This window comes from Paenibacillus sp. UNC451MF (assembly GCF_000686845.1).
In the GTDB taxonomy this organism is placed as follows: Bacteria; Bacillota; Bacilli; order Paenibacillales; family NBRC-103111; genus Paenibacillus_S.
Genome location: NZ_JMLS01000008.1, coordinates 283,610 through 308,765, shown reverse-complemented (window position 1 = coordinate 308,765; position 25,156 = coordinate 283,610). Strand labels below are relative to the sequence as shown.

Annotated in this window: 25 protein-coding genes; 4 read left to right on the top strand and 21 right to left on the bottom strand. The window is 45.3% G+C overall.

Going from position 1 to position 25,156, the window contains the following annotated elements:
* Positions 1–32: 32 nt before the first annotated feature.
* A complete protein-coding gene (gene acsA, locus BP97_RS0112525) occupies positions 33–1,757 on the bottom strand; it encodes an acetate--CoA ligase (protein ID WP_028549412.1) in 1,725 nt (574 codons plus the stop codon).
* 235 nt (positions 1,758–1,992) lie between these two features.
* On the opposite strand from acsA, the gene BP97_RS0112520 reads away from it, so the two are divergent.
* A complete protein-coding gene (locus BP97_RS0112520; protein ID WP_028549411.1) occupies positions 1,993–2,625 on the top strand; it encodes a GNAT family N-acetyltransferase in 633 nt (210 codons plus the stop codon).
* 44 nt (positions 2,626–2,669) lie between these two features.
* Positions 2,670–3,863 (top strand): acetoin utilization protein AcuC, encoded by a 1,194-nt coding sequence (locus tag BP97_RS0112515; protein ID WP_036745762.1) that lies wholly within the window; start codon positions 2,670–2,672, stop codon positions 3,861–3,863.
* 107 nt (positions 3,864–3,970) lie between these two features.
* Here BP97_RS0112515 and BP97_RS0112510 read toward each other — a convergent pair whose 3' ends face one another.
* The 14 genes from BP97_RS0112510 to aroA form a co-directional block, all read right to left on the bottom strand.
* The gene (locus BP97_RS0112510) at positions 3,971–5,353 is read right to left on the bottom strand and encodes a glycine--tRNA ligase (RefSeq protein ID WP_028549409.1); all 1,383 of its coding nucleotides are present in this window, start codon (positions 5,351–5,353) and stop codon (positions 3,971–3,973) included.
* Positions 5,354–5,375: 22 nt separating this feature from the next.
* Positions 5,376–6,077, bottom strand: a complete 702-nt coding sequence (locus tag BP97_RS0112505; RefSeq protein WP_028549408.1) for a 5'-methylthioadenosine/adenosylhomocysteine nucleosidase — start codon at positions 6,075–6,077, stop codon at positions 5,376–5,378.
* A 117-nt stretch (positions 6,078–6,194) separates the two neighbouring features.
* A complete protein-coding gene (gene ccpA / locus BP97_RS0112500; RefSeq protein ID WP_028549407.1) occupies positions 6,195–7,208 on the bottom strand; it encodes a catabolite control protein A in 1,014 nt (337 codons plus the stop codon).
* A 261-nt stretch (positions 7,209–7,469) separates the two neighbouring features.
* On the bottom strand, positions 7,470–7,889 hold the full coding sequence (locus BP97_RS0112495; RefSeq protein ID WP_028549406.1) for a hypothetical protein: 420 nt from the start codon (positions 7,887–7,889) through the stop codon (positions 7,470–7,472).
* A 377-nt stretch (positions 7,890–8,266) separates the two neighbouring features.
* Positions 8,267–8,800 carry a type 1 glutamine amidotransferase domain-containing protein gene (locus BP97_RS0112490; RefSeq protein WP_028549405.1) on the bottom strand — a complete coding sequence of 178 codons (534 nt, stop codon included), beginning with the start codon at positions 8,798–8,800 and terminating at the stop codon, positions 8,267–8,269.
* A gap of 33 nt (positions 8,801–8,833) precedes the next feature.
* A complete protein-coding gene (gene ptsP, locus BP97_RS36065) occupies positions 8,834–10,567 on the bottom strand; it encodes a phosphoenolpyruvate--protein phosphotransferase (RefSeq protein WP_036745761.1) in 1,734 nt (577 codons plus the stop codon).
* Positions 10,560–12,449 (bottom strand): glucose PTS transporter subunit IIA, encoded by a 1,890-nt coding sequence (locus BP97_RS0112480; protein WP_028549404.1) that lies wholly within the window; start codon positions 12,447–12,449, stop codon positions 10,560–10,562. Before BP97_RS0112480 ends, ptsP begins: the two co-directional genes overlap by 8 nt.
* Before the next feature lie 95 nt (positions 12,450–12,544).
* Entirely contained in the window at positions 12,545–12,877 is a 333-nt protein-coding gene (locus BP97_RS0112475; protein WP_028549403.1) for a spore coat protein, read from the bottom strand.
* Positions 12,878–12,892: 15 nt separating this feature from the next.
* Complete coding sequence (locus BP97_RS0112470) at positions 12,893–13,108, bottom strand: hypothetical protein (RefSeq protein ID WP_028549402.1); 216 nt, start codon at positions 13,106–13,108, stop codon at positions 12,893–12,895.
* Positions 13,109–13,174: 66 nt separating this feature from the next.
* Positions 13,175–13,864 carry a hypothetical protein gene (locus BP97_RS0112465; RefSeq protein ID WP_028549401.1) on the bottom strand — a complete coding sequence of 230 codons (690 nt, stop codon included), beginning with the start codon at positions 13,862–13,864 and terminating at the stop codon, positions 13,175–13,177.
* Positions 13,865–13,999: 135 nt separating this feature from the next.
* On the bottom strand, positions 14,000–14,647 hold the full coding sequence (thiE, locus tag BP97_RS0112460; RefSeq protein ID WP_028549400.1) for a thiamine phosphate synthase: 648 nt from the start codon (positions 14,645–14,647) through the stop codon (positions 14,000–14,002).
* Position 14,648: 1 nt separating this feature from the next.
* Positions 14,649–15,074 (bottom strand): CoA-binding protein, encoded by a 426-nt coding sequence (locus tag BP97_RS0112455; protein WP_028549399.1) that lies wholly within the window; start codon positions 15,072–15,074, stop codon positions 14,649–14,651.
* Between the two features lie 17 nt (positions 15,075–15,091).
* On the bottom strand, positions 15,092–15,907 hold the full coding sequence (locus tag BP97_RS0112450) for a C39 family peptidase (protein ID WP_028549398.1): 816 nt from the start codon (positions 15,905–15,907) through the stop codon (positions 15,092–15,094).
* 77 nt (positions 15,908–15,984) lie between these two features.
* The gene (gene aroA / locus BP97_RS0112445) at positions 15,985–17,280 is read right to left on the bottom strand and encodes a 3-phosphoshikimate 1-carboxyvinyltransferase (protein ID WP_028549397.1); all 1,296 of its coding nucleotides are present in this window, start codon (positions 17,278–17,280) and stop codon (positions 15,985–15,987) included.
* Between the two features lie 185 nt (positions 17,281–17,465).
* Here aroA and BP97_RS0112440 point away from each other — a divergent pair, with 185 nt between their 5' ends.
* Positions 17,466–17,759 carry a rhodanese-like domain-containing protein gene (locus tag BP97_RS0112440; RefSeq protein WP_028549396.1) on the top strand — a complete coding sequence of 98 codons (294 nt, stop codon included), beginning with the start codon at positions 17,466–17,468 and terminating at the stop codon, positions 17,757–17,759.
* On the opposite strand, the gene BP97_RS0112435 is transcribed toward BP97_RS0112440, so the two are convergent.
* Positions 17,756–18,262, bottom strand: a complete 507-nt coding sequence (locus BP97_RS0112435) for a shikimate kinase (protein ID WP_028549395.1) — start codon at positions 18,260–18,262, stop codon at positions 17,756–17,758. The genes BP97_RS0112440 and BP97_RS0112435 overlap by 4 nt on opposite strands.
* A gap of 163 nt (positions 18,263–18,425) precedes the next feature.
* On the opposite strand from BP97_RS0112435, the gene BP97_RS0112430 reads away from it, so the two are divergent.
* The gene (locus BP97_RS0112430; protein ID WP_028549394.1) at positions 18,426–18,767 is read left to right on the top strand and encodes a hypothetical protein; all 342 of its coding nucleotides are present in this window, start codon (positions 18,426–18,428) and stop codon (positions 18,765–18,767) included.
* Here BP97_RS0112430 and gndA read toward each other — a convergent pair.
* From gndA to BP97_RS0112405, 5 genes are all read right to left on the bottom strand, one after another.
* A complete protein-coding gene (gene gndA, locus BP97_RS0112425; RefSeq protein ID WP_028549393.1) occupies positions 18,764–20,176 on the bottom strand; it encodes an NADP-dependent phosphogluconate dehydrogenase in 1,413 nt (470 codons plus the stop codon). The genes BP97_RS0112430 and gndA overlap by 4 nt on opposite strands.
* A 161-nt stretch (positions 20,177–20,337) precedes the next feature.
* Entirely contained in the window at positions 20,338–21,105 is a 768-nt protein-coding gene (locus BP97_RS0112420; RefSeq protein WP_028549392.1) for an SDR family oxidoreductase, read from the bottom strand.
* A 53-nt stretch (positions 21,106–21,158) separates the two neighbouring features.
* Complete coding sequence (locus BP97_RS0112415; RefSeq protein WP_036745760.1) at positions 21,159–22,712, bottom strand: gluconokinase; 1,554 nt, start codon at positions 22,710–22,712, stop codon at positions 21,159–21,161.
* Positions 22,709–23,980 (bottom strand): nickel pincer cofactor-dependent isomerase, group 22, encoded by a 1,272-nt coding sequence (locus BP97_RS0112410; protein WP_028549390.1) that lies wholly within the window; start codon positions 23,978–23,980, stop codon positions 22,709–22,711. Before BP97_RS0112410 ends, BP97_RS0112415 begins: the two co-directional genes overlap by 4 nt.
* 5 nt (positions 23,981–23,985) lie before the next feature.
* Entirely contained in the window at positions 23,986–24,996 is a 1,011-nt protein-coding gene (locus tag BP97_RS0112405; RefSeq protein WP_028549389.1) for a LacI family DNA-binding transcriptional regulator, read from the bottom strand.
* Positions 24,997–25,156 lie beyond the last annotated feature (160 nt).

The following is a 25,156-nucleotide window of genomic DNA, read 5'->3' as shown; positions in this document are numbered from 1 at the left end:
TAGGGTGTTTCAATTTCACTAGCTTAGATTCATTAATCCTCGATCGTTGACAAGTCGCCTGTAGGAAGATTTAATTCCCATGCTTTCAACACACGGCGCATAATTTTACCACTACGGGTTTTAGGCAGTTTATCTTTAAATTCGATTTCACGGGGCGCTGCATGTGCAGACAATCCAACCTTGACGAATTTAGAAATATCTGCTTTTAATTCCTCCGAGGGTTCAAAGCCTTCGCGTAATGCGATAAACGCTTTAATGATTTCTCCGCGCATCGGATCCGGTTTACCGATTACACCCGCTTCGGCAACTGCAGGATGCTCGACCAGCTTACTCTCAACCTCAAACGGACCTACGCGCTCACCAGCTGTATTAATGACATCATCGATACGACCTTGGAACCAGAAATATCCGTCTTCATCACAGTAAGCCGAGTCTCCGGAAATATACCAGCCTTGGATACGGAAATATTCTTCATATTTCGCAGGATTGTTCCAAATTTTTCTCATAATGGACGGCCATGGTGTTTTGATTGCCAAGTTCCCCATTCGATATGGTGGCAAGATATTGCCTGCGTCATCGACAATCGCAGCTTCAATGCCCGGAAGCGGTTTTCCCATCGAACCAGGACGGATAGCCATACATGGATAGTTACAAATCAATTGGCCTCCCGTTTCTGTCATCCACCATGTATCATGGATACGTTGATTGTAAACCTTCAAGCCCCAACGAACTACCTCAGGATTTAGCGGCTCACCCACGCTTAGGACATGACGCAGAGCCGATAAGTTAAACTCCTTGGATACATCGTCGCCTGCCCCCATCAACATACGGAAAGCCGTAGGAGCACTGTACCAAACGGATACGCTGTATTTTTCCAAAGTACGGTACCAATCCTGCGGACTGAAGCGGCCTCCCCGGATCACATTAGTTGCCCCATTTAGCCATGGAGCAAAAATACCGTAGGATGTTCCTGTAACCCAGCCTGGATCGGCTGTACACCAATACACATCCTGATCTTGCAAATCAAGAACTACACGGCCTGTGTAGTAATGCTGTAGCATTGCATTATGAACATGTAGTACGCCTTTGGGTTTCCCTGTGGAACCCGATGTATAGTGAATCAACAAGCCATCCTCACGATCAACCCATTCGATGTCCAATTGATCTGATGCTTGCGCCATTTCTTTATGATAATCAACTTGTCCTTCTGCCAGCTCAAGATCTTCTCCGACAATAATAATGTGTTTCAATTCTGGAAGCTCGTTTACAGGAATTCTTGACACTAATGAAGGTGTAGTGATGATTGCAACTGCACCGCTGTCTTGCAAACGGTCTCTGACTGCCGTCTCCATGAAGGCTTCGAACAACGGTCCTACTACCGCACCGATTTTAATGGAACCGATTAAGGAAAAATAAAGTTCTGGCGTTCTTGGCATAAAAATAAACACCCGGTCACCCTTTGTAATCCCCAGCTTGCGAAGGACATTACCAAAGCGATTCGATTGCAGCTTCATATCCTTATAAGTGTATTTTTCATCCCGCTTGTCATCGCTGTAATACAAGGCGATTTTATCCGATTTTGCGGACTCCGCATGTCGATCGATAGCCTCATACGCCATGTTGACTTTCCCGGTAGTAGACCAAGAGAACTGCTTCTCAATAGCTTCCCAGCTAAACTGAGCGCGCTCATCCTCGAAATTTTTCATGTTAGATGATTTGGAAACGGGTTCAATACTTTCAATATTTGTGTGATCCATGCTACTACCTCCCGATATCAACAATTTCCATTTTTCATTGAAACGCTTACATCTCTATTAGCGAATGCAGCTTTTTTACACCTGATATTATACCACATACTTGATATTTCCACTATTTCTTTTCTTATATCTGATTTTTTGATATAGTATCAAGCAAGCATGGGTGCATTCGTACATACGAAATGGAAGTTTAAAAATACCTCCGCTTGATCCGCAGGAAGGGAGACAACAGGTAATGGAGCATTATAAAATATATCATTCCCGTCGCGTACCCTATCGCGATTCGCAGATTATAGTGGAAGGCCCTGTGCCTCCTGAGCAGTTAAAATCCTATCGGATGCATCCCGATTTGGATGCTTTTCGTCGTCCTAAGGAACAATTTGAAGCGCTTATTGAAATTGCTGAGTTACCTGAAGGACGGATTATCATCTCCCGTTTGGATGATGAGATTATTGGCTACGTTACGTTCCACTACCCGGATGAAATGGAACGCTGGTCCGAAGGTAATATGGAGGACCTTGTTGAGTTGGGTGCCATTGAGGTAGCTGACGATTATCGGGGACTAGGCCTTGGAAAACAAATGATTGTACTCGCTTTTGAGGGCGGACAATTGGATAATATGATTACTTTTACAACCGAATATTATTGGCACTGGGATTTGGAGAAAAGCGGCTTAAACGTATGGGATTATCGAGGGATGATGGAAAAGCTGATGAAATCCGTCGATATGGTGTGGTTCGCAACCGACGACCCTGAAATCTGCTCCCATCCCGCGAACTGTTTAATGGTAAAGATCGGCAAACAGGTGCCGCTTTCCTCCGTCGAGCAATTCGACCGTGTACGGTTTCGACAACGGTTCATGTATTGACCTGATCACTTGCATTTTCAACATTTCTCCGAGAGGAACGAGTCATGGGGGCGCCGCAATATATGACGAAGTCATCGTTATTTATTTATAGTGAACAAGAAACCGGATATCGTCTTCAACAAGGACATCCATTTAACCAAGAAAGACTTCTTCCCACTATCGATCTTCTACGGAAGCTTGGAGCTGTTCCGGAGTCGATCGTTCATGCTCCGATAACGGCATCGGAAGATCAGCTGCAGGCCGTCCATAGTTCGGACTACATAGAAGCAGTGAAAGCGCTTAGCCAGGATAATCCGGAGGAACTGTGGCAGATCCAAGCAGACAAGTATGGCTTTGACATGGAGGATACCCCCTATTTCAGCGGCATGCATGAGGTCACCTCCCTATTAGTGGGAGGCTCTGTATTGGCTGTGGATAAAGTAATGAGTGGAGAGACTGAGCATGCCATCCATTTGGGTGGCGGTCTCCATCACGCTCTAAAAAACAAAGCAGCCGGCTTTTGCGTTTATAATGATGCCTCGGTTGCTATCGAGTATGCAAAGAACCGCTACGGAGCACGTATCCTTTACATTGACACGGACGTCCATCATGGGGATGGTGTCCAATGGAGCTTTTATAGCGAGCCGGACGTTTGCACATTATCCATTCACGAGACCGGCAAGTATCTGTTCCCAGGCACAGGAGCTGTGAATGAACGCGGTGAAGGAACAGCCTTTGGAACCTGTATTAACATTCCAGTCGAACCCTACACTGAGGACGCCTCTTGGCTGGAATGCTTCGAAGATGTACTTAACAAGGTAGCGGCTCAATTCAAGCCCGACCTGATCGTCTCTCAGCATGGGTGCGATGCCCATGCTTATGATCCATTGTCTCATATCCATTGCAGTATGGATATTTACCTCGCTATGCCTCAGCTTATCCATCGCATCGCGCATCAGCATTGCGCCGGACGATGGGTGGCACTGGGTGGAGGAGGCTATGACTTCTGGCGCGTCGTACCACGCGCTTGGAGCCTGCTGTGGCTTGAAATGAGCGATAATCCGATTATCGACCATTTGACTTGCAATCGTGCCTTAGAACTGCCTTCAGCGTGGCTGACGCAGTGGCAAGCAATAAGTCCTGTCGAGCTGCCGACCACTTGGCTTGACAACACAGATTGGACGCCTATGCCGCGGCGGCAGGAAATTACGACTAAGAATCGCCAAACGAAAGAACTGGCGCTGTTGTATCTAACATAATCATCGATTTGTTTGAAGAGAAAAAACAACCTTTTAACACAACAAAAAGCCCGCAGTGCGGAAAAGATGAGTAAGTTCACTTTTCCTTCACTGCGGGCTTTTTTTTATTAAAATTGAATGTTTGCTTCAATGAATGCCTTCAGCTCGCTGATTGGCATACGAGTTTGTTCCATCGTATCGCGATGACGGACCGTAACTTGACCGTCCTGCTCTGATTCAAAGTCGTAGGTGATACAGAATGGCGTACCGATTTCATCATGACGACGGTATCTCTTACCAATAGATCCCGCATCATCATAGTCAACCATGAAATGCTCCGACAAATCAGCAAAAATTTTCTGAGCACCCTCAGCTAATTTCTTGGATAGTGGGAAAATGGCTGCTTTAATCGGTGCCAATGCAGGATGGAAGCGAAGTACAGTACGGCTGTCATCGCCTTCTAGCTTCTGCTCTTCATAAGCATCAATCAAGAACGCCAATGTTACACGGTCTGCTCCTAACGAAGGCTCGATGCAGTATGGCACGTAGCGCTCGTTCGATTCTTGATCGATATAGTTGAAATCTTCGCCCGAATGCTCCATGTGCTGTTTCAAGTCATAGTCAGTACGATCCGCGATACCCCAAAGCTCGCCCCAGCCAAACGGGAACTTGAACTCGATATCTGTCGTTGCGTTGCTGTAATGGGAAAGCTCATCATCCGAATGATCACGAAGACGGATATTTGCCTCTTTCAAGTTAAGGCTTAACAGCCATTGGTAGCAGAAGCTTCTCCAGTATTCGAACCATTGCAAATCTTCACCCGGTTTGCAGAAAAATTCAAGCTCCATTTGCTCAAATTCACGCGTACGGAAAGTGAAGTTACCTGGAGTAATCTCGTTACGGAAGCTTTTACCGATTTGACCGATACCGAAAGGCAATTTTTTTCTCATCGTGCGCTGCACATTTTTAAAGTTAACGAAGATACCCTGTGCTGTCTCCGGACGCATGTATACAACGTTAGAGCTTGATTCTGTTACACCTTGGAACGTTTTAAACATCAAGTTGAATTGACGGATATCGGTATAGTCGAAGGCTCCGCAATCCGGGCACACGATGTTATGCTCCTGAATCAATCCCATCATTTGATCGAATGTCATACCGTCGACAACGATTTCAATGTCTTTTGCAGCCAATGCGTTTTCAATAATTTTATCCGCACGGTGACGGGATTTACATTTTTTGCAGTCGATCATAGGATCATTGAAATTGCCAACGTGACCTGAAGCTACCCATGCTTGAGGATTCATCAAAATCGCTGCATCCAGGCCCACGTTATAAGGGGACTGCTGAATAAACTTTTTCCACCAGGCACGTTTAATGTTATTTTTCAGTTCAACTCCGAGCGGACCGTAGTCCCACGTATTGGCCAAACCGCCATATATTTCAGAGCCGGGAAAAATAAATCCGCGGTGCTTCGCTAATGCTACAACTTGATCCATTGTTACTGTCATTATTGTTCTCTCCTTCTACTTTCTACAATTGCTTCAGCATATGCTCTACAATACGATATGAATTCTCGGATGCCTGTACCGTAAACTCAGTAAAGTTAACATGTGCGGAACCATCCGCTTTGTCAGACATGGACCGAATAATCACGTGTGGAATCCCATTCATTGCACACACTTGTGCAACGGATGCCCCTTCCATCTCCGTACAAGTTCCCTGAAGCTCACTGTACAGTTTAGATACCGTTTCCCTGCTCGCAATGAATTGATCGCCAGAGAGAATTCTCCCCACTTTCACACGACCTGGGAACAGCTCCTCACTTGCGTTAACTGCGAGTTGTCGCAAAGAATTGTCAGCGGCGAACACCGATGTCTCTTCATACGGAATTGTTCCAATAGGAAAACCAAGGGCGGTGACATCCATATCATGCTGCATGGATTCCGAAGATACGACGATATCACCAACGTTCAATTCAGGATCGACAGCTCCTGCTACACCTGTGAACACGATCGCATCCACACCATATGTATCAATCAGCACTTGTGTCGTTACCGCCGCATTAACTTTTCCTACGCCGGACTTACAGAGCACGATCGGCTTTCCATGAAAAAGGCCTTCTCTAAACTGCACCTTTGCTTTTTCCGTAACTTTCACTTGCTCCATATGCTGCAAAAATTGTTCAATTTCTTCTTTCATCGCGCCGATCACGCCGATTTTTCCGTAAGACAATTGATTTCCTCCTAAGAGTTTGCAGAGCAAACTTACTTCGTAAGCATTTCCTAAGAGTTTGCGAAGCAAACTTTCTTCGTAAGCATTTTAGGCCCTCACAAAAGAAAGAGGCTCACATTAACGATGAGCCACCGAGTTTCTATGAATGACATCATGCGGTAAAATAACCTGCATTTGCTCCGACGCATCTTTCGTTTCTTTGTTCATGAGCTTCGTGAGCAATCTCATGGATACAGCCCCGATATCATACATTGGCATAGCCACTGTAGTTAACTGAGGACGCACCATAGAAGCCATTCGAATGTTGTCTACGCTGATCACTGACATATCTTCAGGAACTTTATACCCACTATCCTGTAAGGTATGGATCGCTCCGATAGCCATTTCGTCAGTCGCTGCAAAAATCGCCGTAGGACGTTCATTCTGCTCTAAGAAATGCTTCGTTACTTCCAACCCGGATTCGTAGCGGTAATTGCCTATGCGGACATATTCGTCACGAACAGGAATACCGGCTTCCTCCAGCGCTTTCTTATATCCTTGATAACGGGCATATCCGTTAGCCGGATCCTGAAGCGTTCCCGAGATCATCGCAATATCACGATGGCCATTCTCGATGAGAACCTTCACCGCATCATATGCTGCTTTCTCATGGTCGATATCGACGGAAGCAATCGTATTATTTTCATCGGTAGTGGCGCATAGAACAATTGGAACAGCTGACGTTTTGAAAGCTTGAATATGTTCTTCTGTCACGACGCCGCCCATAAATAACAGCCCGTCCACTTGCTTCTCCAACAAAGTGTTGATAACGCGAATTTCCTTCTCTTTCTTCTTATCCGCATTACACAAAATAATGTTGTAGTGGTACATATTCGCGATATCCTCGATCCCTCTGGCAACTTCAGAGAAAATCGAATTCGATATATCTGGAATAACTACACCGACTGTAGTCGTCTTTTTACTTGCCAAGCCTCTCGCAACGGCATTCGGCCTATAACCCAAACGCTCAATGGCCTCAAATACTTTTTTGCGAGTTTGCGGCTTTACGTTGGGATTATTGTTGACAACCCTTGATACGGTTGCCATGGAAACGCCTGCTTCTCTGGCTACATCATAAATGGTTACAGTCACGGTCATTCTCTCCATTATAGTAAAATGTATAATGCTGCGATCGTATACTATTAAGCCCTATCATACGACAAAATTAGGTTTAAAGCAATTAATTCGAGACCTTCTTACATGTATAGTATCAAATAATGCAAAAAAAGCCAACTGCGGCGCAATTGGCAATCCAATGAAACTCTTATTTTGTCTGTGAAAACGGACGATACTTCATCTTTTCATAGCAAAACCCGCTCGCAATCAACCCGCCTCGCAGCTAAGCGTTAGCCACTAGGCAATATCGTTGACCGAGAGCGAATGCTTGGCTATCTGGCCCAGACGCTTACGAATATCATCCATCCAATGGTCATCCTTCAACGATTGGGCCAGCAGTAGAAGATCCAGCAATTCATTGATCCGATCTTCTACAATTTTTTCGACAGGATCGGCTGCATATTGTTTTTCTGTCACCATCTTCATGAGGTGGGCTATCTCACTGATGTCGTTAAAGTACAATTGCTGCTTCTCTGGCAAATTCCCTAGACTTCCGATAATTCCGGTAAGTTCCGGTTTGACCAGGGCAACCACTTCACTTCTTTGACAGGTTTCACAAGAATACACAGGCACATTTTCGATTTCTACTTTGTTCTGATAAATGACAGTCCGCAGCTTTATGCCCATCGCGCTGCCACACTTACACTGCTTCTGCAACTCATACCACTCCTTCGTTCAAACACAACCATCATTGAGCGGCAGTTTAATTAATCCCGCATTTGAACCAACAGTTACAAGCTACGTTCCTCGTCCGCCCGAACAGGTCATTCACCCTTGACATTCTAATCGTCCAGGGGTATTAAGCGTATGTGATCTGTTAGGAACAGGATCATTAAACCTACTCTTCTATGATAAAAATATTCTACCTTCACATTTAAACTCCTCCTGTTTTCAGGTTAGTAATATTAACCACAAAGGACCGCTATCCCCTAAAGGATAACGGTCCTGCAAATAACGGAAATATAAGATGATTCCGGGGCTAACATCCCCTAATGAGCTAGTACAAAATAAGAGAATATGAATGAGAACATGTTTTATTTGCGCGAAAAGTCAGCCAGTACTCTCACGAATTCCTTCGTAAAGGCTGGAAGGTCGGGGGGTCTTCTTCCTGAAACGATATTACGGTCTACAACCACTTCTTTATCGACCCAAATGGCACCGGCATTTTCCAAATCATCCTTAATGCCAGGAGTAGATGTCATCGTATAGCCAGCGCATATTTTAGCAGAGGCTAGTACCCAACCGGCATGACAAATATGTGCGATAGGCTTCTCAGCCTCATGAAATTCCTTAGTTAGACGAAGCACGTCAGCGTAGCGCCGCAGCTTATCAGGGGCCCAGCCGCCCGGTACATACAGACCGATGTAGTCCTCACTCGATACATCTTGAAAAGCATACTCAGTCGTTAAAGGCACGCCATATTTCCCATGATAAACCGTGTTGGCTTTAGGCCCCACCAAATGCACTTCTGCACCTGATTCCCTCAAGCGAAGAACGGGATACCACATCTCCAAATCTTCGAATTCTTCATCCACAAACGCCAATACTTTATACCCTTTTAATTCCATTTACATACTCCACCTTTCCGATTCATTTACTCTCTATTTCGCAACCACATCTTGTCGCAGATTAGAATTTAATACGTCCAGAATCGATTTACTGTTTTTACACCGTAGCAATTGATTCCAAATGAGTCCGCCTTCGCTGTGATGACTTTGAAGCAGACTGTTTTTTACAGGCAGTATGGATTGTACGGACATGCTGAGCTCTTGAATTCCAAGTCCCAGCCATATTGGCAGAGCACGAATGTCTCCAGCCATTTCTCCGCATACGCTCACATGAACGCCTGTCGCTTGAGCAGCCTCTACAGTTGCTTTCAGCATGCGCAGTACGGCAGGATGGAAGGGATCATATAAATGAGCAACCGTTTCGTTCATCCTGTCCACAGCTAGTACATACTGTACTAAATCATTGGTGCCGATACTGAAGAAATCAACATGCTCCGCTAAGATGTCGGCAATGATCACAGCTGCGGGCACTTCGATCATAATACCGACCTCGATGTTCGGTTTAAATGGTATCCCTTCCTCATCCAGCTCTTTCTTAGCAGCTTCGAGCACTTCATTTGCCTTCTGAAGCTCCTCAAGTGAAGAAATCATCGGGTATAAAATTTTAATATTGCCATAATAACTGGCTCTAAGAATCGCTCGCAATTGAGTTTTGAACAGATCGGTCCGCTCCAGCGAAATGCGGATCGCTCGATATCCTAACGACGGATTATCCTCTTCAGGCAGTTCGATGTAATCGAGGCTTTTATCGCCGCCAATATCCAACGTCCGAATAACAACTCGCCTTCCATCCAATTTCTCAGCTACCTGCTTATACACTTCGAACTGTTCTTCCTCTAGAGGAAGGCTATCTCTATCCATATACAGGAATTCGGTTCTAAACAATCCTACCCCTGATGCCCCGTTTTTCAGCACCTGATCCAGCTCTTTCACGGAGCTGATGTTGGCAGCTAATTGAAAAGAAACTCCGTCCGCTGTTTGTGCAGGGAGGTGTGCCAATGTTTGCAGTTTATCCTTCATAACCTGCAAAATGGCTTTTCGGGTTTTGTATTCTTCCACTAACTCGTCCGAAGGATTGATATACACGCAACCTTCGTCTCCATCGATAATGAGATAATCCCCATTTTGAATAGGCGTATTCAGCTTGCCTTCTAAACCGAGTACATAGGGGACGCCCATAGCACGTGCCATAATGGCTACATGCGAAGTTTTACCCCCAAGCATGGTAACCAAGCCTAATGCCAAGTTCGTGTCCAAATGGACCATTTGAGACGGGGAGAGCTCTTTTGCAACGACCAGGTAGGGTTGATCCTTTGGGGGGAGTGTTTCCTCCAACGCGCCCAGCAGATGCTTGAGCAGTCGATTGCCGACATCCTTGATGTCAAGAGCCCGCTCCTTCATGTATTGATCATCCAATAAATCAAACATATTGACGAATTTCTCAATTGCTTCTTTCACCGCGACTTCAGCCGCCTTGTATTGCTTTTGCATGATCCCTTGAACCTCGTTCATAAAAACGGGGTCCTCCAGAATCGCCAAGTGAGCGTCAAATATCGAGGTCTGCTCTTCTCCCAATACGGATACGAACTCCTGTTTAATGGTTTCTATCTCATCCCTGGAAGAACGAATTCCGTCGTAAAGCCGCTCGAATTCAAAAGCCAAATCGGTGACATCGATCAGCTTATCCGGGAAATCCCATTCCCAGGTCGGAATGACAAAAGCTCTCCCCATCGCTATTCCTGATGAAGCTCCGATTCCCTTAGCCAAAAGTGTTCCCTCCCCCTGTAACATCCTTCAATACAACCGACATCACGGATGCCTGGCCTTTTTTTACCGTTTTAAAAGGCGCAAAGCTCCAAGATTTCACTTTATCTACATTCGTAATGATCATCGGCGTCGCCAGCGACTTGCTGTTTTGCTTCACTTTATGCAAATTAAAGCGGATTAATAGCTGGCCCGCTTCAACATAGTCGCCTTCCTTGATGTGAGCCGTGAACCATTTGCCCTGCAGCTGTGAAGTATCTATACCAATGTGAAGCAGTACCTCTAGTCCCTCTTCCGTTTGGATGCCTACCGCATGGAGGGAAGGATACAAAATGATAATTTTGCCCGCTACCGGAGCCACAAGCTCGCCTTTATCCGGCATGAACGCAACCCCGTTACCTACAAGCTTGCCGGCAAATATTTGATCCGGAACTTCTTCCAAAGGCATCATCCGCCCCTGCATCGGAGCGCTGAACAGTACTCGATGGATGTCCTTCATCAACACTTTTTTAATCTCTTCACGGATTAGCTCGGAGTATGTCCCGAAAACTACCTGAACATTGCCTCCGCCCAACCTGATAACACCTGCTGCCCCCAAATGTTTGAGCGCTGCAGTATCCATCAACTTATCATTATTCAGAGTCAGCCTGAGTCTGGTTATGCAAGCTTCAATTTTCTTAATATTGTTCTTGCCGCCTAGAGCCTGCAATATTAATGGAGAACGGTAAGGGATGTCTCCCGCCCATTCTTCCAGCTGTGAGCCTTCCTCCCTGCCCGGAGTAGGTATGCGGAATCTTCGTATAGCCCATCGGAACAAAAAGTAATAGACAAAAAAGTACGCCAATCCGATAGGAATCAACATCCAGCCATTATGAGACAAATGATAATTAATTAAAAAGTCTATGGCTCCCGCGGAATAAGAAAATCCGTGGTGAATGTCGAAATAATAAGCAATCCACATCGAAAGTCCAGACAGTATCGCATGGACGATAAACAGATAGGGAGCTACAAATAAAAATGCGAATTCTATCGGTTCCGTAACTCCTGTCAAAAAAGAGGCTAATGCCGCTGTTAAAAAAGTAATACGAATTTTCGGCTTTAAATCCTCTCTTGCCTCATGAATAATCGCCATAGCAATTGCAGGCAAAGCAAACATCATGATCGGATATAACCCAGCCATGTAAATACCTGCCTTAGGATCCCCTGCAAAAAAACGTGGCAAATCACCGAATATCATTTCTCCACTTGGTTTTTCGTAGACTCCCAATTGAAACCAGAACAAATTGTTGAATACATGATGCAGCCCTGAAGGCACCAGCAGTCGATGAATGACTCCGTACACAAAGGTTCCGAAGCCGCCTAAACTAAGAACGGCCGTAGAGAGCGTCTGCATAAAATATTCCAAATATGGACCAATTTGAATGACAATCAGAGTGAGCACCAGAATGGAAAAGCCCATTAATAGCGGAACCATACGAGGTCCGCCAAAAAACTGGATGTATTCCGGCAGTTGGATATGTTTCACACGATGATAAATGATAGCCGCAATAAGACCGATTAATATACCGCCTGGAATACCGAGATGAAACTCATCTCCCAAATAATGACGGATTGCCTGGTTAAACATAATTTGACCAATAAGCGCCGACAACCCGGCTATTCCTGCGTTTTCTGTCAATCCAAGGGCAACGCCCACCGCAAAGATCATCGGCAAGTACGTAAATATGGTATTGCCAAAAAAGATCATGATCTCCCCGACACTAGACATATGTATGTCTTGCCATGGCAGCGTCCCAAGACGCAGTAAAATAGCCGCAACAGGGATCGTAATGGTCGGAAGCATTAATGACCGACCCAACTGCTGCAAATTACCCATCCAGTTCAAACCAACCGCTCCCTCCTTTCTTACTCGATGGTAAGGCCAATGTTCCATTTTGTCAAACAACCCCAAACCAATTTGTCCGGGGCTGTTTTGTAACTTTATGAAAAGGTCGGAAATTGAGAGGAGTACCCGCTAAACTGCTGTTTGGCTTGAGTTATTTCTTGCTTATCGGCTGCTTTCATCTTATACCAGCCTTTTTCAAACATGAGATTAAACAATTGCCACTGAGATTCGTGCTGCGTATTTAGAATAGAGGATATCGTTTTACGAAGCTCCGGATTTTGAACCTCGTTCAATCCGGTATTAAAGCCGGTCGTCATATATTTTTCAAGCATTAGAATATCGTTAATATGATCTCTATCGTTCATTTGTGGACCTTTAACTTGTGGTAATTCACCGGTTTGAGGCTTTGCGATTTCCATAGTAGGCATACTCAAATTCCTCCTTTATTGCAGATGATTTAAAATGCTGTTGTATTGGTCGAGATGGGTTTGCCCTGTTTTTTCAATCAACTGCTTAATTTGCGGGTCCTGGCACATATCAGCAGATTCTTTACATTTCTTCATAGCTAACAGTTCCCAAGATAAAAAATCTTTAATGTAACTGAACTCCTTTTCCGACAATAACGATCGATCGGCAGTCATGTTTTGTTGGTTGTTCATACTTATTCCTCCTGTCTAAATGATGCTAGGATAAAGAGAGCGGGCACTATGGCCCGCTTCTGTGTGTTAAAATTGAGATCTATTCATTCCAAACGAAGACATTCCGTATTGACTTTGAGCCGGTTGAGTAGAGTCGGATCTCAAGTAAGCGTCGTGTCCTTGCTGGTTACCGCGGTAGTTAGCGGTGTGGTACGATTGCGGAACTTGACTGAATTGTTGGGAGGAATAACTATTGCTCATCCCTGCATTATAGGAATTCATATTGGCTGTGCCCATACCATATTGGATTTGAGCAGGTTGACTAGAATCGGAGCGCAGGTAAGAATCATGACCCTGCTGGTTGCCCCGATAGTTAGCCGTATGGAACGAATCAGGACTTTGTTGTGCATATTGTTGAGTTGAATACGAAGATTCGAAATTGTTATTGCTATTGAAAGAAGGGGCTTGGCTAATATAGCTGCTAGCATATTGTTGCTGCGCAGGCTGGTTAGAATCTGAACGCAGGTAAGTATCGTGCCCTTGTTGGTTTCCACGATAGCTAGCCGTGTGATAAGATTGCGGGCTTTGAATATTGGAGAACTGGTTGGAGCTTTGATTTTGTTGTTGGTTACCCATGTTGGAATTAATGGATTGATTGTATTGAGATTGAACCATACCAACCGGTTGGTATCTTGTTTCCAATCCGCGATATTGGGAGGTCACGTTCCCGGAACTCATTTGAGGTTGAAAGCTATTTTGCTGAAAGTTTTGATACATAACAAAAATCCTCCTTAGGAAGTTTAAAAGTCTTCCGGGATCGGTTACTCAACCGTTGCTCTTCCAGAAGCCTTTCTTATTGTCTCTAAGGAGGATTTATTTTATTTATGGTAGCTAATGGTTTTAGGGACCAGTTTATTCCTGAGATTGAAGCACCGTCTGCTTTAACACTTCGGCGGCTGCCTTAGGCTCAGAATGCTTGGTAATTGCAGAAACGACGGCTACACCACGTGCGCCTGCTTGAATAACTGCTGCTGTATTCTCGTTATTAATACCGCCTATGCCCACCATAGGTATGGACCACCGATTCGCAATCTCTCGAATTAATGATGTTCCGATGGCCTCTCCCGCATCCTGTTTGGTTGCGGTGGCATAAACAGGGCCAACCCCCAAATAATCAGGATTTTGAGCCATTGCCCATTCTGCTTCTTCTAATGTCCCTGCAGATATGCCTATAATCTTGTTATCGCCAAGCAGTCTTCTAGCCTCTATACCAGGTACATCATCTTGGCCGACATGAACTCCATCCGCATCAAGTAACAACGCAACATCAATTCTGTCGTTTACAAGAAACGGCACTCCGTACTGCCGACATAGATCCCGCAGCATGGCCCCCTGCTCCAAGACTTGCTTCAAAGGGGCTTTCTTTTCTCTCAGTTGAACGATCGTAACACCGCCCTCCAGAGCTTCTCTGGCGATATCTAGCGCAGTTCGATCTCCACATTCTTCAAGTCCCATTACCAAATACACTGGCAGTTGGTCCGCTATACGTTCACGATACAACCTATTTCCCTCCAGGCAGCAATATGGAGTCCTCCACCTTAATACAGCGGTCCATGATGACTTCCAGGCCCCCTGCGCGGGCTATCTCAGCAGCTTCTTCATTAAAGATTCCTTGTTGAAGCCAGAACACCTTAGCATGAATTTTAACAGCTTCTTCAGCAACAGGAACTACCGTTTCGCTGCGGCGGAACACATTGACGATGTCCACAGGTTCCGGAATATCTGATAACGATGCGTAACAGGTCTCTCCCAATATTTCAGTCGCATTCGGATTAACAGGAATGATACGGTAGCCTTTCTTTTGCATGGCTTCAGCGACCATGTAAGAGACGCGATCCGGTTTATCAGATAAACCGACGACAGCTACGTTACCGGCAGCTGCCAATATTTCTTTGATTCGATCACGAGATGGATTCTCAAATGCCATTATACTCATCTCCCTTATTATTTCGTATAGGATAAGGCTTGGCTTCCCATCGCTTCCCAGGTTTGTAGAAACTGGGCTTTGTTGATTTTCACTTTGCTCTTCCCATTGTACGGATCATTCACATATACATTTTCTTCATCAAAGCCCACTAACAAAACTGCGTGCTCCATGAACGTCGTTTGGATGGGTCCAATAGGAGTATCCCAAACAACCCATTTATCAGGAACCTGATAATTAATAGTAGTCCATACGACGGAAGGAATTCCATTGCGGAGTTGATCCTCCAGCTTTTCGAATGGCTGACGCGTAAAATCTTTTGCCGTAGGAATATACTTTATCAGCAGCTCATTTAAAGCGGCATGATAAATGCCAAATCCTTTGGCTTTACCCGTAATTTCTCCGACAAATCCAGTATTAGGATTGCCCCAATAGGCTACTGATCCGTTCGCATTGAGTTTTAATGGTGTCGGATCCTTCTTCAGCTCAGGTACAAGCTCCATCTTCCCTTTATCGATACCAAAATATTGGATCAACATAGTCAAGCTTGTCAACTCACAGCCTGATGGCAGTTCAGGATACTGCCTGATCGCAGGAGCATCCAGCATAACCGAGACGGCCCGAGGAATTTCCTGCACTGGTGGGGCAGCCTGTGCCTGTTCAGTATTTGCTGTTGCAGGCGTCTCTGCATAAGCAACAGCAGATTCATCTGCATACCAGGCTTGTCCCGTTATTTTGGCATATAGAAGTATACATAATACTCCGCTGGCGAAAATCAGCCCTAAGATCATAAAAAAACCGAGTGAAACTTGGATTCCTTTCCAAAACACCTTCATTATGACTCAACCCGCTTGTTTTTAATAAATAGTAGGATACATGATCGCCATTGTACCTTGCCTAGTAAATCTTGATTCTACTCTTGAACCAGCTCGATATTTGCCCCTAAAGACAATAAATGCTCAAAATAATGCGGGTACGACTTGGCAACATGATGAGCATCGTTAATAACTAGCCCCTTCTCTGAACGCAAGCCCACTATAGTCAAAGCCATGATAACACGATGATCGTAATGTGCATTGATTTCTACTCCGCCAGTTACCCCTTGCGGACGACCATGAATGATAATTTCGCTTTGTTTCTCTTCAACATCCGCTCCGGCTTTACGAAGTTCTGTAAGGAAATCGGTAATTCGATCACATTCCTTATATCTCAAGTTCTCCACATTGTAGAAGCGGGATGTACCTTCCGCAAAGACAGCTGCAGCAACCATCGCAAGCACCGCATCCGTAAAGTGGTCCCCGTCAAATTCCCCTGCCTTAAGCTGTTGATTACCTCTCACATGTACAACACCGTTCTCATGTGTTAAATTGACACCCATAGCACGTAGAACATCAACAACAGCCTTTTCTCCCTGCCTGCTTTGCTCTTCTAAGCGAAGTACCTTAACATCGGAGTTCGTTACTGCTGCTGCCGCCAAGATAGCTGCGGAGCCAGGATAATCACCTTGAACGACGTATTTCTGTGGTTGGTACTTTTGACGACCAGGGATCTTATAATGCATCAAATCCTCGGAAGCTTCGATATGAATACCTGCTTGTGCGATGACTTCTAGCGTCTGCCCTACGATAACCTTGGATTTCAGATCATGAAGTACTTCGATCTCGCTGTCTTCATCCAACAATGGAGTCATGAACAGCAATGAGCTTAAAAATTGTGAACTGACGTTACCCGATACCTTGATCTTTCCGCCGCGCGGCTTGCCGCCACGAATCGTAATTGGGAGCTTGCCCTCACGATGTTCAACCTCAACTCCCATTTGCTGAAGAGCATCAATCAGGTCGTCATGTGGTCTTTTGCCCAAGGAATCCGGATACTTATTAATAAAAGTGAGCTCCGGACAAAAAGCCGCAATGGACATTAAAAAACGAAGCACAGCGCCGGCGTTCCCGACATTCAGCTCTTGTACGTGCTTAGGCTGCTTGCCGAAGCCTCGGATCGTCATTTTCTCCTCGTCTTCTTCAACGATTGCCCCCAAATCACGGATACAGCGGCGCATCGCATCACTGTCTTCGCTGTGAGCAGGATAATATACAGTGCTTGTCCCATCTGCCAATGCACCGATCAGCAAATATCGGGTAGTGTAATTTTTGGAAGATAACGCGTTAATTGTACCTTCTAATTGATTTGTCGGTTTTACGATGGCTTTCATGAATATGTATCTCTCCTGTTCCGCATAAAAAGTTACGAAATCCTATAGGTAATTACAGATTATTGCCAGTTTACCATACCCTATCTGGGTTGGAAACCCGAAGTTTGACACCTGCACGGTTTTCTCTATATCATGTGTTTGATGAGTATACATTAAATTTAAGAACCTACTGGAGGTTTATTATTATGCAAACCATAACACCACAAGAATTGAAATCCCGCCTGGATAAAGGAGAGAAGCTCGATATTATCGACGTCCGCGAAGCGGAAGAAGTAGCTCTGGGTATGATTCCGGGTGCCGTTCACATTCCTCTGATGCAAATTCCCGATCGACTAGCTGACATCCCGCAGGATAAAGAAACGATCCTTGTTTGCCGCAGCGGTAATCGCAGTGGTAAGGCTTACGATTTTTTGACCGCCCAAGGGTTTACCAAATTAAAAAACATGAGCGGTGGCATGCTGGAGTGGGAGCAGCTCTAAAGCTTCATATCTGAAACAATGAGATTTACGATTTCTTCAACAGTAAGCTCGCTAGTGTCAATTGTCCGGTCCGCAAAGTCATACGCATGCTTACGCACTTCCAGCAACGTATGAACTCGTTCTGCAACGTCACCTTGCACCAAGGGCCGGTTTTGATCTTGGCTTACCCGTTCAATAATGGTTTCTGCATTGGCTGTTAGAGCCACTACATAGCCGTTCTCCTTCATTACGTTGCGGTTTTGCTCTGCCAAAACCGCTCCACCTCCGGTGGCAACGATGCTGCTGATACCATCCAATGAGGCTTGTATTACTTCACTCTCCACTTGTCTAAACACAGGTTCACCGAGTTTGGCGAACATATCGCTTATCGACATCCCCTGCTGTTCCTCAATAACGTCGTCAGTATTGACAAATTGCCACCCTAAACGGGCAGCCAATGCATGCCCTACCGTGGATTTACCAGTCCCCATAAAACCTATTAATACAATATTGGACTTTTCCAAGTTTTCACACCTCTTGACAGCTTCAATCTAACCCTATAATCATATCATACGATCAACTTGATGAATAGAAATAGCGAGAAATTCATATGATGGAATGTGAATAGATTCCAGTCTTTTCTGCTATGATGATACTATGAAACCTATATCAAGGAGAGATGATTTGTTGATACATTCAGCCATGTCTCAGTCGCAAAATCCCGTTCCGAATGCCGCTCAGCGGAAGCTCGAACAAATATTAAACCCGGCCCATCCATTATGTAGGGAAGATGTCGTTTGGATTTTGGAATTTATTAAAAAAAAGGTGGCTGAAGAAGATCCAGGGTTACTGGAGCTTTCCCAACCACGCTTATTGCAAAACTTTCGTTATTTTGCGGAAATCGCCTTGATGCTCATCCAGCGCCGCAATGGCTTCGATCAGGAAGCTGACCGTTTGAAGCATTGGATCTATGAAGCTTCCTACGGCCTTCATCCACTCAAACCTAACGGACAGATGAAAAAGGATTAATTCTCCATCCAGTTGAAGTGGAATGTTCCTTCTTTATCCAAACGTTTGAATGTATGCGCGCCAAAGTAATCTCTTTGAGCTTGCAGCAGGTTAGCAGGCAAACGTTCTGTACGGTAGCTGTCATAGTAAGCCAATGCAGAAGCAAAAGCAGGAACAGGGATACCGCGTGTTACAGCTGTCGCAACAACAGTTCTCCAAGCATCTTGATAGTTACCTACCACGCCTTGGAAGTACTCGTCGAGGAGCAAGTTCTTCAATTCAGGGTTACGATCGTATGCATCTTTAATGTTTTGCAAGAAGCGAGCGCGAATAATGCAGCCGCCACGGAAGATCATTGCGATGCTACCGTAATCCAGTCCCCAGTTGTACTCTTCGGAAGCGGCTCTCATTTGAGCGAAACCTTGAGCATAGGAGCAAATTTTGCTGGCGTAAAGCGCTTTGCGGACTGCTTCGATAAATTCCTTGCGATCTCCTTCAAATTTAGGAGCTTGCGGGCCACTCAACACTTTGCTTGCAGCAACGCGCTCTTGCTTCATAGCAGACAGGAAGCGCGAGAACACGGATTCTGTAATGATCGACAACGGTACTCCAAGATCCAGGGAACTTTGGCTAGTCCATTTTCCTGTACCTTTTTGGCCTGCGGAGTCAAGGATTACGTCCACCATGGCTTTACCGGTATCTGGGTCTTTCTTAGTGAAAATATCCGTAGTGATCTCGATTAAGTAGCTGTCAAGCTCCCCTTTATTCCAGTCAGCAAAAATTTCATGAAGCTCTTCTGTGCTAACGTTCAGTACGTCTTTCAGAAGTTGGTAAGCTTCGCAAATCAGCTGCATGTCGCCATATTCAATACCGTTATGCACCATTTTTACATAGTGTCCCGCACCGTCTGGTCCGATGTATGTGCAGCAAGGATCGCCGTTTACTTTTGCAGAGATAGCTGTCAAAATCGGTTCAACCAATTCGTAAGCGTCTTTTTGACCGCCTGGCATAATGGATGGACCTTTCAAAGCGCCCTCTTCACCACCAGATACGCCTGTTCCGATGAAGCGCAAACCATGAGCGGACAAGTCTTTGTTTCTGCGTTGTGTGTCAGGGAAGTAAGCATTACCACCATCGATAATGATGTCGCCTTCTTCCAGATGTGGAATCAAGGAATCAATAGTAGCGTCAGTTCCCACTCCTGCTTGAACCATGATCAACACTTTACGAGGCTTTTCAAGAGAAGCTACGAATTCCTCAATGCTGTATGTACCAACCAGGTTTTTGCCTTTTGCTTCTTCGATCAAAGCATCCGTTTTTTCACGGGAACGGTTGTATACCGATACGGTAAAGCCTCTGCTTTCAATATTTAATGCCAGGTTTTTACCCATGACTGCCAATCCGATAACGCCTACTTGTTGTTTGGACATCTGGTTTATCTTCCTTCCTTGTCATTATATTTTTTTGATAATTCAAAAATTCTTTTGAAAAAGCATCGTTATGAACCTGTCAGAGCAGCATCGGGCTAGAGTAACGTGCGATGCTGCTTATAGACCTGTTATTCCCGTTATAAACCTTGTCAAAGTGACTATTAAATTGTCATTGATCCGTAACCGCCGTCTACGCGAAGCAGTGAGCCAGTTACAAAGCTGGATGCTTTATCGGACGCAAGATATACTGCTGCGCCTTGAAGCTCTTCCGCTTCACCAAAACGGTTCATCGGAGTGTGACGCAAAATCGATTCTGTACGCTCAGGAGACAGGATTTTACGGTTTTGTTCTGCCGGGAAGAAGCCCGGAATGATAGCATTAACACGAACGCGAGCTGGCGCAAATTCACGTGCCAAGAACTTGGTTACGTTGTTCACAGCCGCTTTGGATGCCGAGTAAGTAAATACGCGGGACAACGGTGGTTCGGAGGATACGGATGAAATATTGATGATGCTGCCGCCTTCACCTTTGTCCACCATATGTTTCCCAAACACTTGGCAAGCTAACACAACGCTTTTGAGGTTAACTTCCATAATGGAATCCCACTCTTCCATCTTCAACTCGAAGAATGGAGTTGCGCTGTTCATACCAGGGCAGTTCATCAGCACGTCGCAGCGGCCAGTCCAAGCAAGTACATCCGCAAGAACTTTTTGAAGATCTTCGACTTTAGTCGCATCTGCTGAAAAGCATTTTGCTCTGCCGCCTGCTTCTTCAATTTTCTTTGCAACCGCTTCGGATTTCTCCATGTTACGGCCAACCACAGCCACATCGGCGCCATGTCCGCCCAATGCTACGGCCATAGCCCCCCCAAGAGTACTGTTACCTCCAATAATTACTGCTGTTTTTCCAGTCAAATCGAACAAATTCATGATGATCCTCCTCATGTATAGGTTTTGCATATGAACCGTCTGTTGGGGTGGAACTATTTCGTATGCTCTTGCTGATAAGCAGCGATCGCATCGAATTCATCCTTCAACTGATGGTACACACGATTATAAATATTTGTCAACTGCTGATACAGCTGATGGTTCCCTGAATCTGGTTGATGACGATGCTGAACCTGCATCCAATTGTGCACGGAAGAGAAGTCTTTAATCTCTCCCATAGCCAGCATCCCGAGCTGGGCTGCACCTAAACCGGAGCTTTCGATCGAGTTAGGCACAGCAACCGAACTCCCTGTTACATCCGCCATACATTGCAGCCAGAAGCTTGAACGGGCAAAACCGCCAGAAGCGCGAATTTCCTTCGTAGGTCCGGACAATTCTTCCAAAGCGCCAAGCACGGAGTTGATACGGTAAACAACCCCTTCAAGCACGGAGCGAATCATATGCTTCTTCTGGTGGTATAAGGACAAGCCGAAGAACACGCCTCGCGCATTAGCATTCCAATAAGGAGCACGTTCCCCTGTAAGCAGTGGCAGGAAAATAAGACCATCTGACCCTGCTGCAACTTCTTCTGCCAGCGTGGTCAAATAATCATAAGGATCTAACCCTCTACGGCGCCCTTCTTCAGCCTCAGCAGTAGCCAACTGATCTCTAACCCAGCGGAACATAATGCCTCCGTTGTTGATCGCGCCTCCAACTACCCAGAAATCCTCTTTTAACGCATAACAGAACAGTCTACCCTTAGGGTCAGTGACTGGTTCACGCACAACACCGCGAACCGCACCGGAAGTTCCGATAGTTACTGCATAAACCCCTTCTTCGAAAGCACCTACACCAAGGTTAGCAAGTACTCCATCCGAAGCTCCTACAACAAATGGCGTATCCGAATGAAGCCCCATCGCTTGGGCATACTGCTCTTTCATTCCGGTTACATGGTGTACGGTAGATACCGGTTCAGAAAGCTGCTCTTCACGAACACCGCATGCTTTAAGTGCCAGCTCGTCCCACTTCAAATTACGCAGGTTGAACAATCCTGTTGCACTTGCAATAGAGTAATCGATGATGAATTTGCCGAACAGCTTTGCAAAGACATATTCCTTGATGCCAATAAATTTATAAGCATTCTCAAAAACATCCGGGCGGTTGTCACGCAGCCACATGAGCTTCAAAAGCGGAGACATCGGATGCAGAGGCGTACCCGTATTCAAATAAATCTGGTGTCCATTCAGTTCTTCCTTCAAAGGCTTAACATAGCCGACACTGCGATTATCCGCAAATGTGATGGATTGTGTCAATAGATTGAGATCACGGTCGACAGCTATTAAGCTATGCATTGCAGAGCTAAATGAGACGCATAGTATTTGGCTTGGTAGAATTCTAGCTTTTGCAATTACGGCTTGAATACCTGTAACTAGAGCTTGAAAAATTTGTTCAGGGTTCTGTTCCGCCATATCCGGTCTAGGCGTATTCAGTGGGTATTCAATAGAATTAGATGCTAGAACGCGGCCATCCCGGTCAATGACCAGTGTTTTGGCACTGGTCGTTCCGAGATCAGCTGCGACAATATACGGTTTTGGTGAAGTCAAACTCATTTCACTAAATTCCCTTCGCTGTCAAATTGAAGATCATAAGGTTCAGTCAATATTTCAATGTCCGGATGCAATTTGGCTTCTTCAAGCAAGTTAACCGAAATTTCAATTTCACCCAAATGCAAAGTATCTTGGATGCGAACAAGTTTACACTTGGTGTAATCCAAAATATTGCAAGTTTTAACACCAGCTTTAATAGCGTAAAAGTCATTATCCAGCGTTGTTGAAATTTTAGTAGGAGCGCACACGGTTGATGTCAAACCATTGACGAATGTAGCCGCTCTATCCATTTGGTCAACAAGCCGTTGGGTTGTAAAGTCTGCAGTACCTACACCATTGGCATTGCCTTTTGTTTCTGGAGTCAGATCAAGAACGATCATTTTGGAAACATCCGGACCGCCATGGGCGTAAGGAGTCGGATAACGACCCGTAACATTCGGATCCATACCGTCGCCGCTGATGTTTTTGCCGATATAGTCGATAACAAGTACGTCGATTTGATCGAACAAAATTTTCGGCAGACGCGCTTTGGCTTCCTCCAACAGCTGCATCTCACGTTCTTCGATTTGAGCTGCTGGAAGCACCTCGATGCGGCAGGTTTGGTCATATGCGTTCTCTACCAATGCTACACCGAAAATGATCGGCAGCTTTTTCATCATAAGGTTAGCCATTGCCGGAACGTTTTCCGCCATATACTTAAAGCCTAATTGATGGCAAGCTTCTGCTCCTTTTTGCTTACCTAGTCCTATGGAGATCATTTTCATAATCCCGCTTTCGATACGACCGCGGAACGCAGTATGAGGCTTGACACGGTTAATGACTACGATCGCATCGGCAGTGGAAGCAATCTTGTCTACATAGACTGGCAAACCGTTAGGAAGCTCATCAATTTTGATAACTTCCATTGAGGAACGGATTGGTGCTCCCATCGCTTCTTCCGTAACTCCGAGATGATGCAGAACTTCCTTCTGACCTTCGGCAGTTGCTCCGCCATGGCTACCCATGCAAGGCACGATAAATGGCTCTCCGCCCGCTTGCTTGATTGCGTCAATAGTTACTTTCGTAAACAAGGCGATGTTGGCTACACCGCGGCTTCCTACTGCAACTGCAACTTGCTGTCCCGGCTTAATTTGGTCCACAGCACCAGGTTTTTTCAATTCTTGCTGCAGCACTTCTTCTAAATTCTCGATTTTAGCAGCATCAAACTTTTGACGAATACGCACCATTTGCGGAATTGGGATGTCTTCAAGAACCTGTCTTAAAATACTCATACTCTTTAAGCGCCTCCTGCTATTGTTTTAACGGAATCTCGAATGATGAGCTCCGTACGAATGAAGATGGTCTCCTTATCGACCTGTTTGTTTTCTATAAAAGTGAGCAGCTTGGCCGCACCTTCCCGGCTAATTTCTTCAATAGGTCTCCGAACGGTGGTTAATGCTGGAGTCACGAAAGCAGAAAATAGCTGATCGTCAAAGCCTACGACGGAAATATCACCGGGTACGGACAATTGCTTCTCATTTATCGCTTTAATGGCTCCTAATGCCATCTCGTCGTTACAGCAAAATACAGCCGTAGGTGTAAGATCCAGTGTCAACAGCCGCGCCATAGCGGCATACCCGCTCTCAACGTCGTAGTTTCCCTGTACCTTATACTCTTCCCTTACGGTTACGTTATACTGATTCATCGCTTCCATATAACCTTCGCGCCGGGCTTGCGTCGATTTGAAGTTCTCTTTCCCTTCAATAATCGCAATATCCCGGTGTCCCTGATTAATCAAATATTCAACAACGCGAAAGGCCCCCCGCAGGTCGTCCGGAATCAGATTCATCACCGGAATGGCATCGATCTGACGATTTAGTACGACTAGTGGAATATCACGTTCCGTCACATATTCGATAAACGGTTGGTCAGACGAGCTTTGGCTCATTACCATGATACCGTCAAAGCTTTTTCGATTAATCTTTTGAAAGCTTTTGTAATCGTCAATACCTCGTACAATCAAATTGTACTGATCCTGTATAACGTCATTGACACCTTTAACCGCTTCGTACAAGAAGCCGGCAGATGTACCGGTATGGAGAGTTGAAAAAAACAAACCCAAGTTGTATGATCGATCAAGGACCAGACTCTTGGCGCTGTAGTTCGGGGTGTAATTCAAATTTGCCGCGAGCTGCTGGATTCGTTCCTTCGTCTCCTGATTAATAAGAGGGCTGTCGTTTAATGCCCTGGAGACCGTAGTATGCGATACATTAGCCAGCTTGGCAATGTCTTTGATCGTAACACTCAATCCTACCACCTCTGTTTTATAATATCATACAGCTGCACACGTTAACAACGAACATTTTTTGCGAAGTATTGATCTGTTTTGCACTACATCCAAAATTCCCCCATTGATTTTCCCTATGCCGCTTCTATGTTTTGTGGTGTTTTTACCTCATATTGATCTA

What these genes read in the sequence shown, in the direction of transcription:
- acsA (WP_028549412.1), bottom strand. Translation starts at nt 1,757, where the DNA reads ATGGATCACACAAATATTGAAAGTATTGAACCCGTTTCCAAATCATCT.
- BP97_RS0112520 (WP_028549411.1), top strand. Translation starts at nt 1,993, where the DNA reads ATGGAGCATTATAAAATATATCATTCCCGTCGCGTACCCTATCGCGAT.
- BP97_RS0112515 (WP_036745762.1), top strand. Translation starts at nt 2,670, where the DNA reads ATGGGGGCGCCGCAATATATGACGAAGTCATCGTTATTTATTTATAGT.
- BP97_RS0112510 (WP_028549409.1), bottom strand. Translation starts at nt 5,353, where the DNA reads ATGACAGTAACAATGGATCAAGTTGTAGCATTAGCGAAGCACCGCGGA.
- BP97_RS0112490 (WP_028549405.1), bottom strand. Translation starts at nt 8,800, where the DNA reads ATGGAATTAAAAGGGTATAAAGTATTGGCGTTTGTGGATGAAGAATTC.
- BP97_RS0112475 (WP_028549403.1), bottom strand. Translation starts at nt 12,877, where the DNA reads ATGCCTACTATGGAAATCGCAAAGCCTCAAACCGGTGAATTACCACAA.
- BP97_RS0112470 (WP_028549402.1), bottom strand. Translation starts at nt 13,108, where the DNA reads ATGAACAACCAACAAAACATGACTGCCGATCGATCGTTATTGTCGGAA.
- BP97_RS0112465 (WP_028549401.1), bottom strand. Translation starts at nt 13,864, where the DNA reads ATGTATCAAAACTTTCAGCAAAATAGCTTTCAACCTCAAATGAGTTCC.
- BP97_RS0112455 (WP_028549399.1), bottom strand. Translation starts at nt 15,074, where the DNA reads ATGGCATTTGAGAATCCATCTCGTGATCGAATCAAAGAAATATTGGCA.
- BP97_RS0112450 (WP_028549398.1), bottom strand. Translation starts at nt 15,907, where the DNA reads ATGAAGGTGTTTTGGAAAGGAATCCAAGTTTCACTCGGTTTTTTTATG.
- aroA (WP_028549397.1), bottom strand. Translation starts at nt 17,280, where the DNA reads ATGAAAGCCATCGTAAAACCGACAAATCAATTAGAAGGTACAATTAAC.
- BP97_RS0112440 (WP_028549396.1), top strand. Translation starts at nt 17,466, where the DNA reads ATGCAAACCATAACACCACAAGAATTGAAATCCCGCCTGGATAAAGGA.
- gndA (WP_028549393.1), bottom strand. Translation starts at nt 20,176, where the DNA reads ATGTCCAAACAACAAGTAGGCGTTATCGGATTGGCAGTCATGGGTAAA.
- BP97_RS0112420 (WP_028549392.1), bottom strand. Translation starts at nt 21,105, where the DNA reads ATGAATTTGTTCGATTTGACTGGAAAAACAGCAGTAATTATTGGAGGT.
- BP97_RS0112415 (WP_036745760.1), bottom strand. Translation starts at nt 22,712, where the DNA reads ATGAGTTTGACTTCACCAAAACCGTATATTGTCGCAGCTGATCTCGGA.
- BP97_RS0112410 (WP_028549390.1), bottom strand. Translation starts at nt 23,980, where the DNA reads ATGAGTATTTTAAGACAGGTTCTTGAAGACATCCCAATTCCGCAAATG.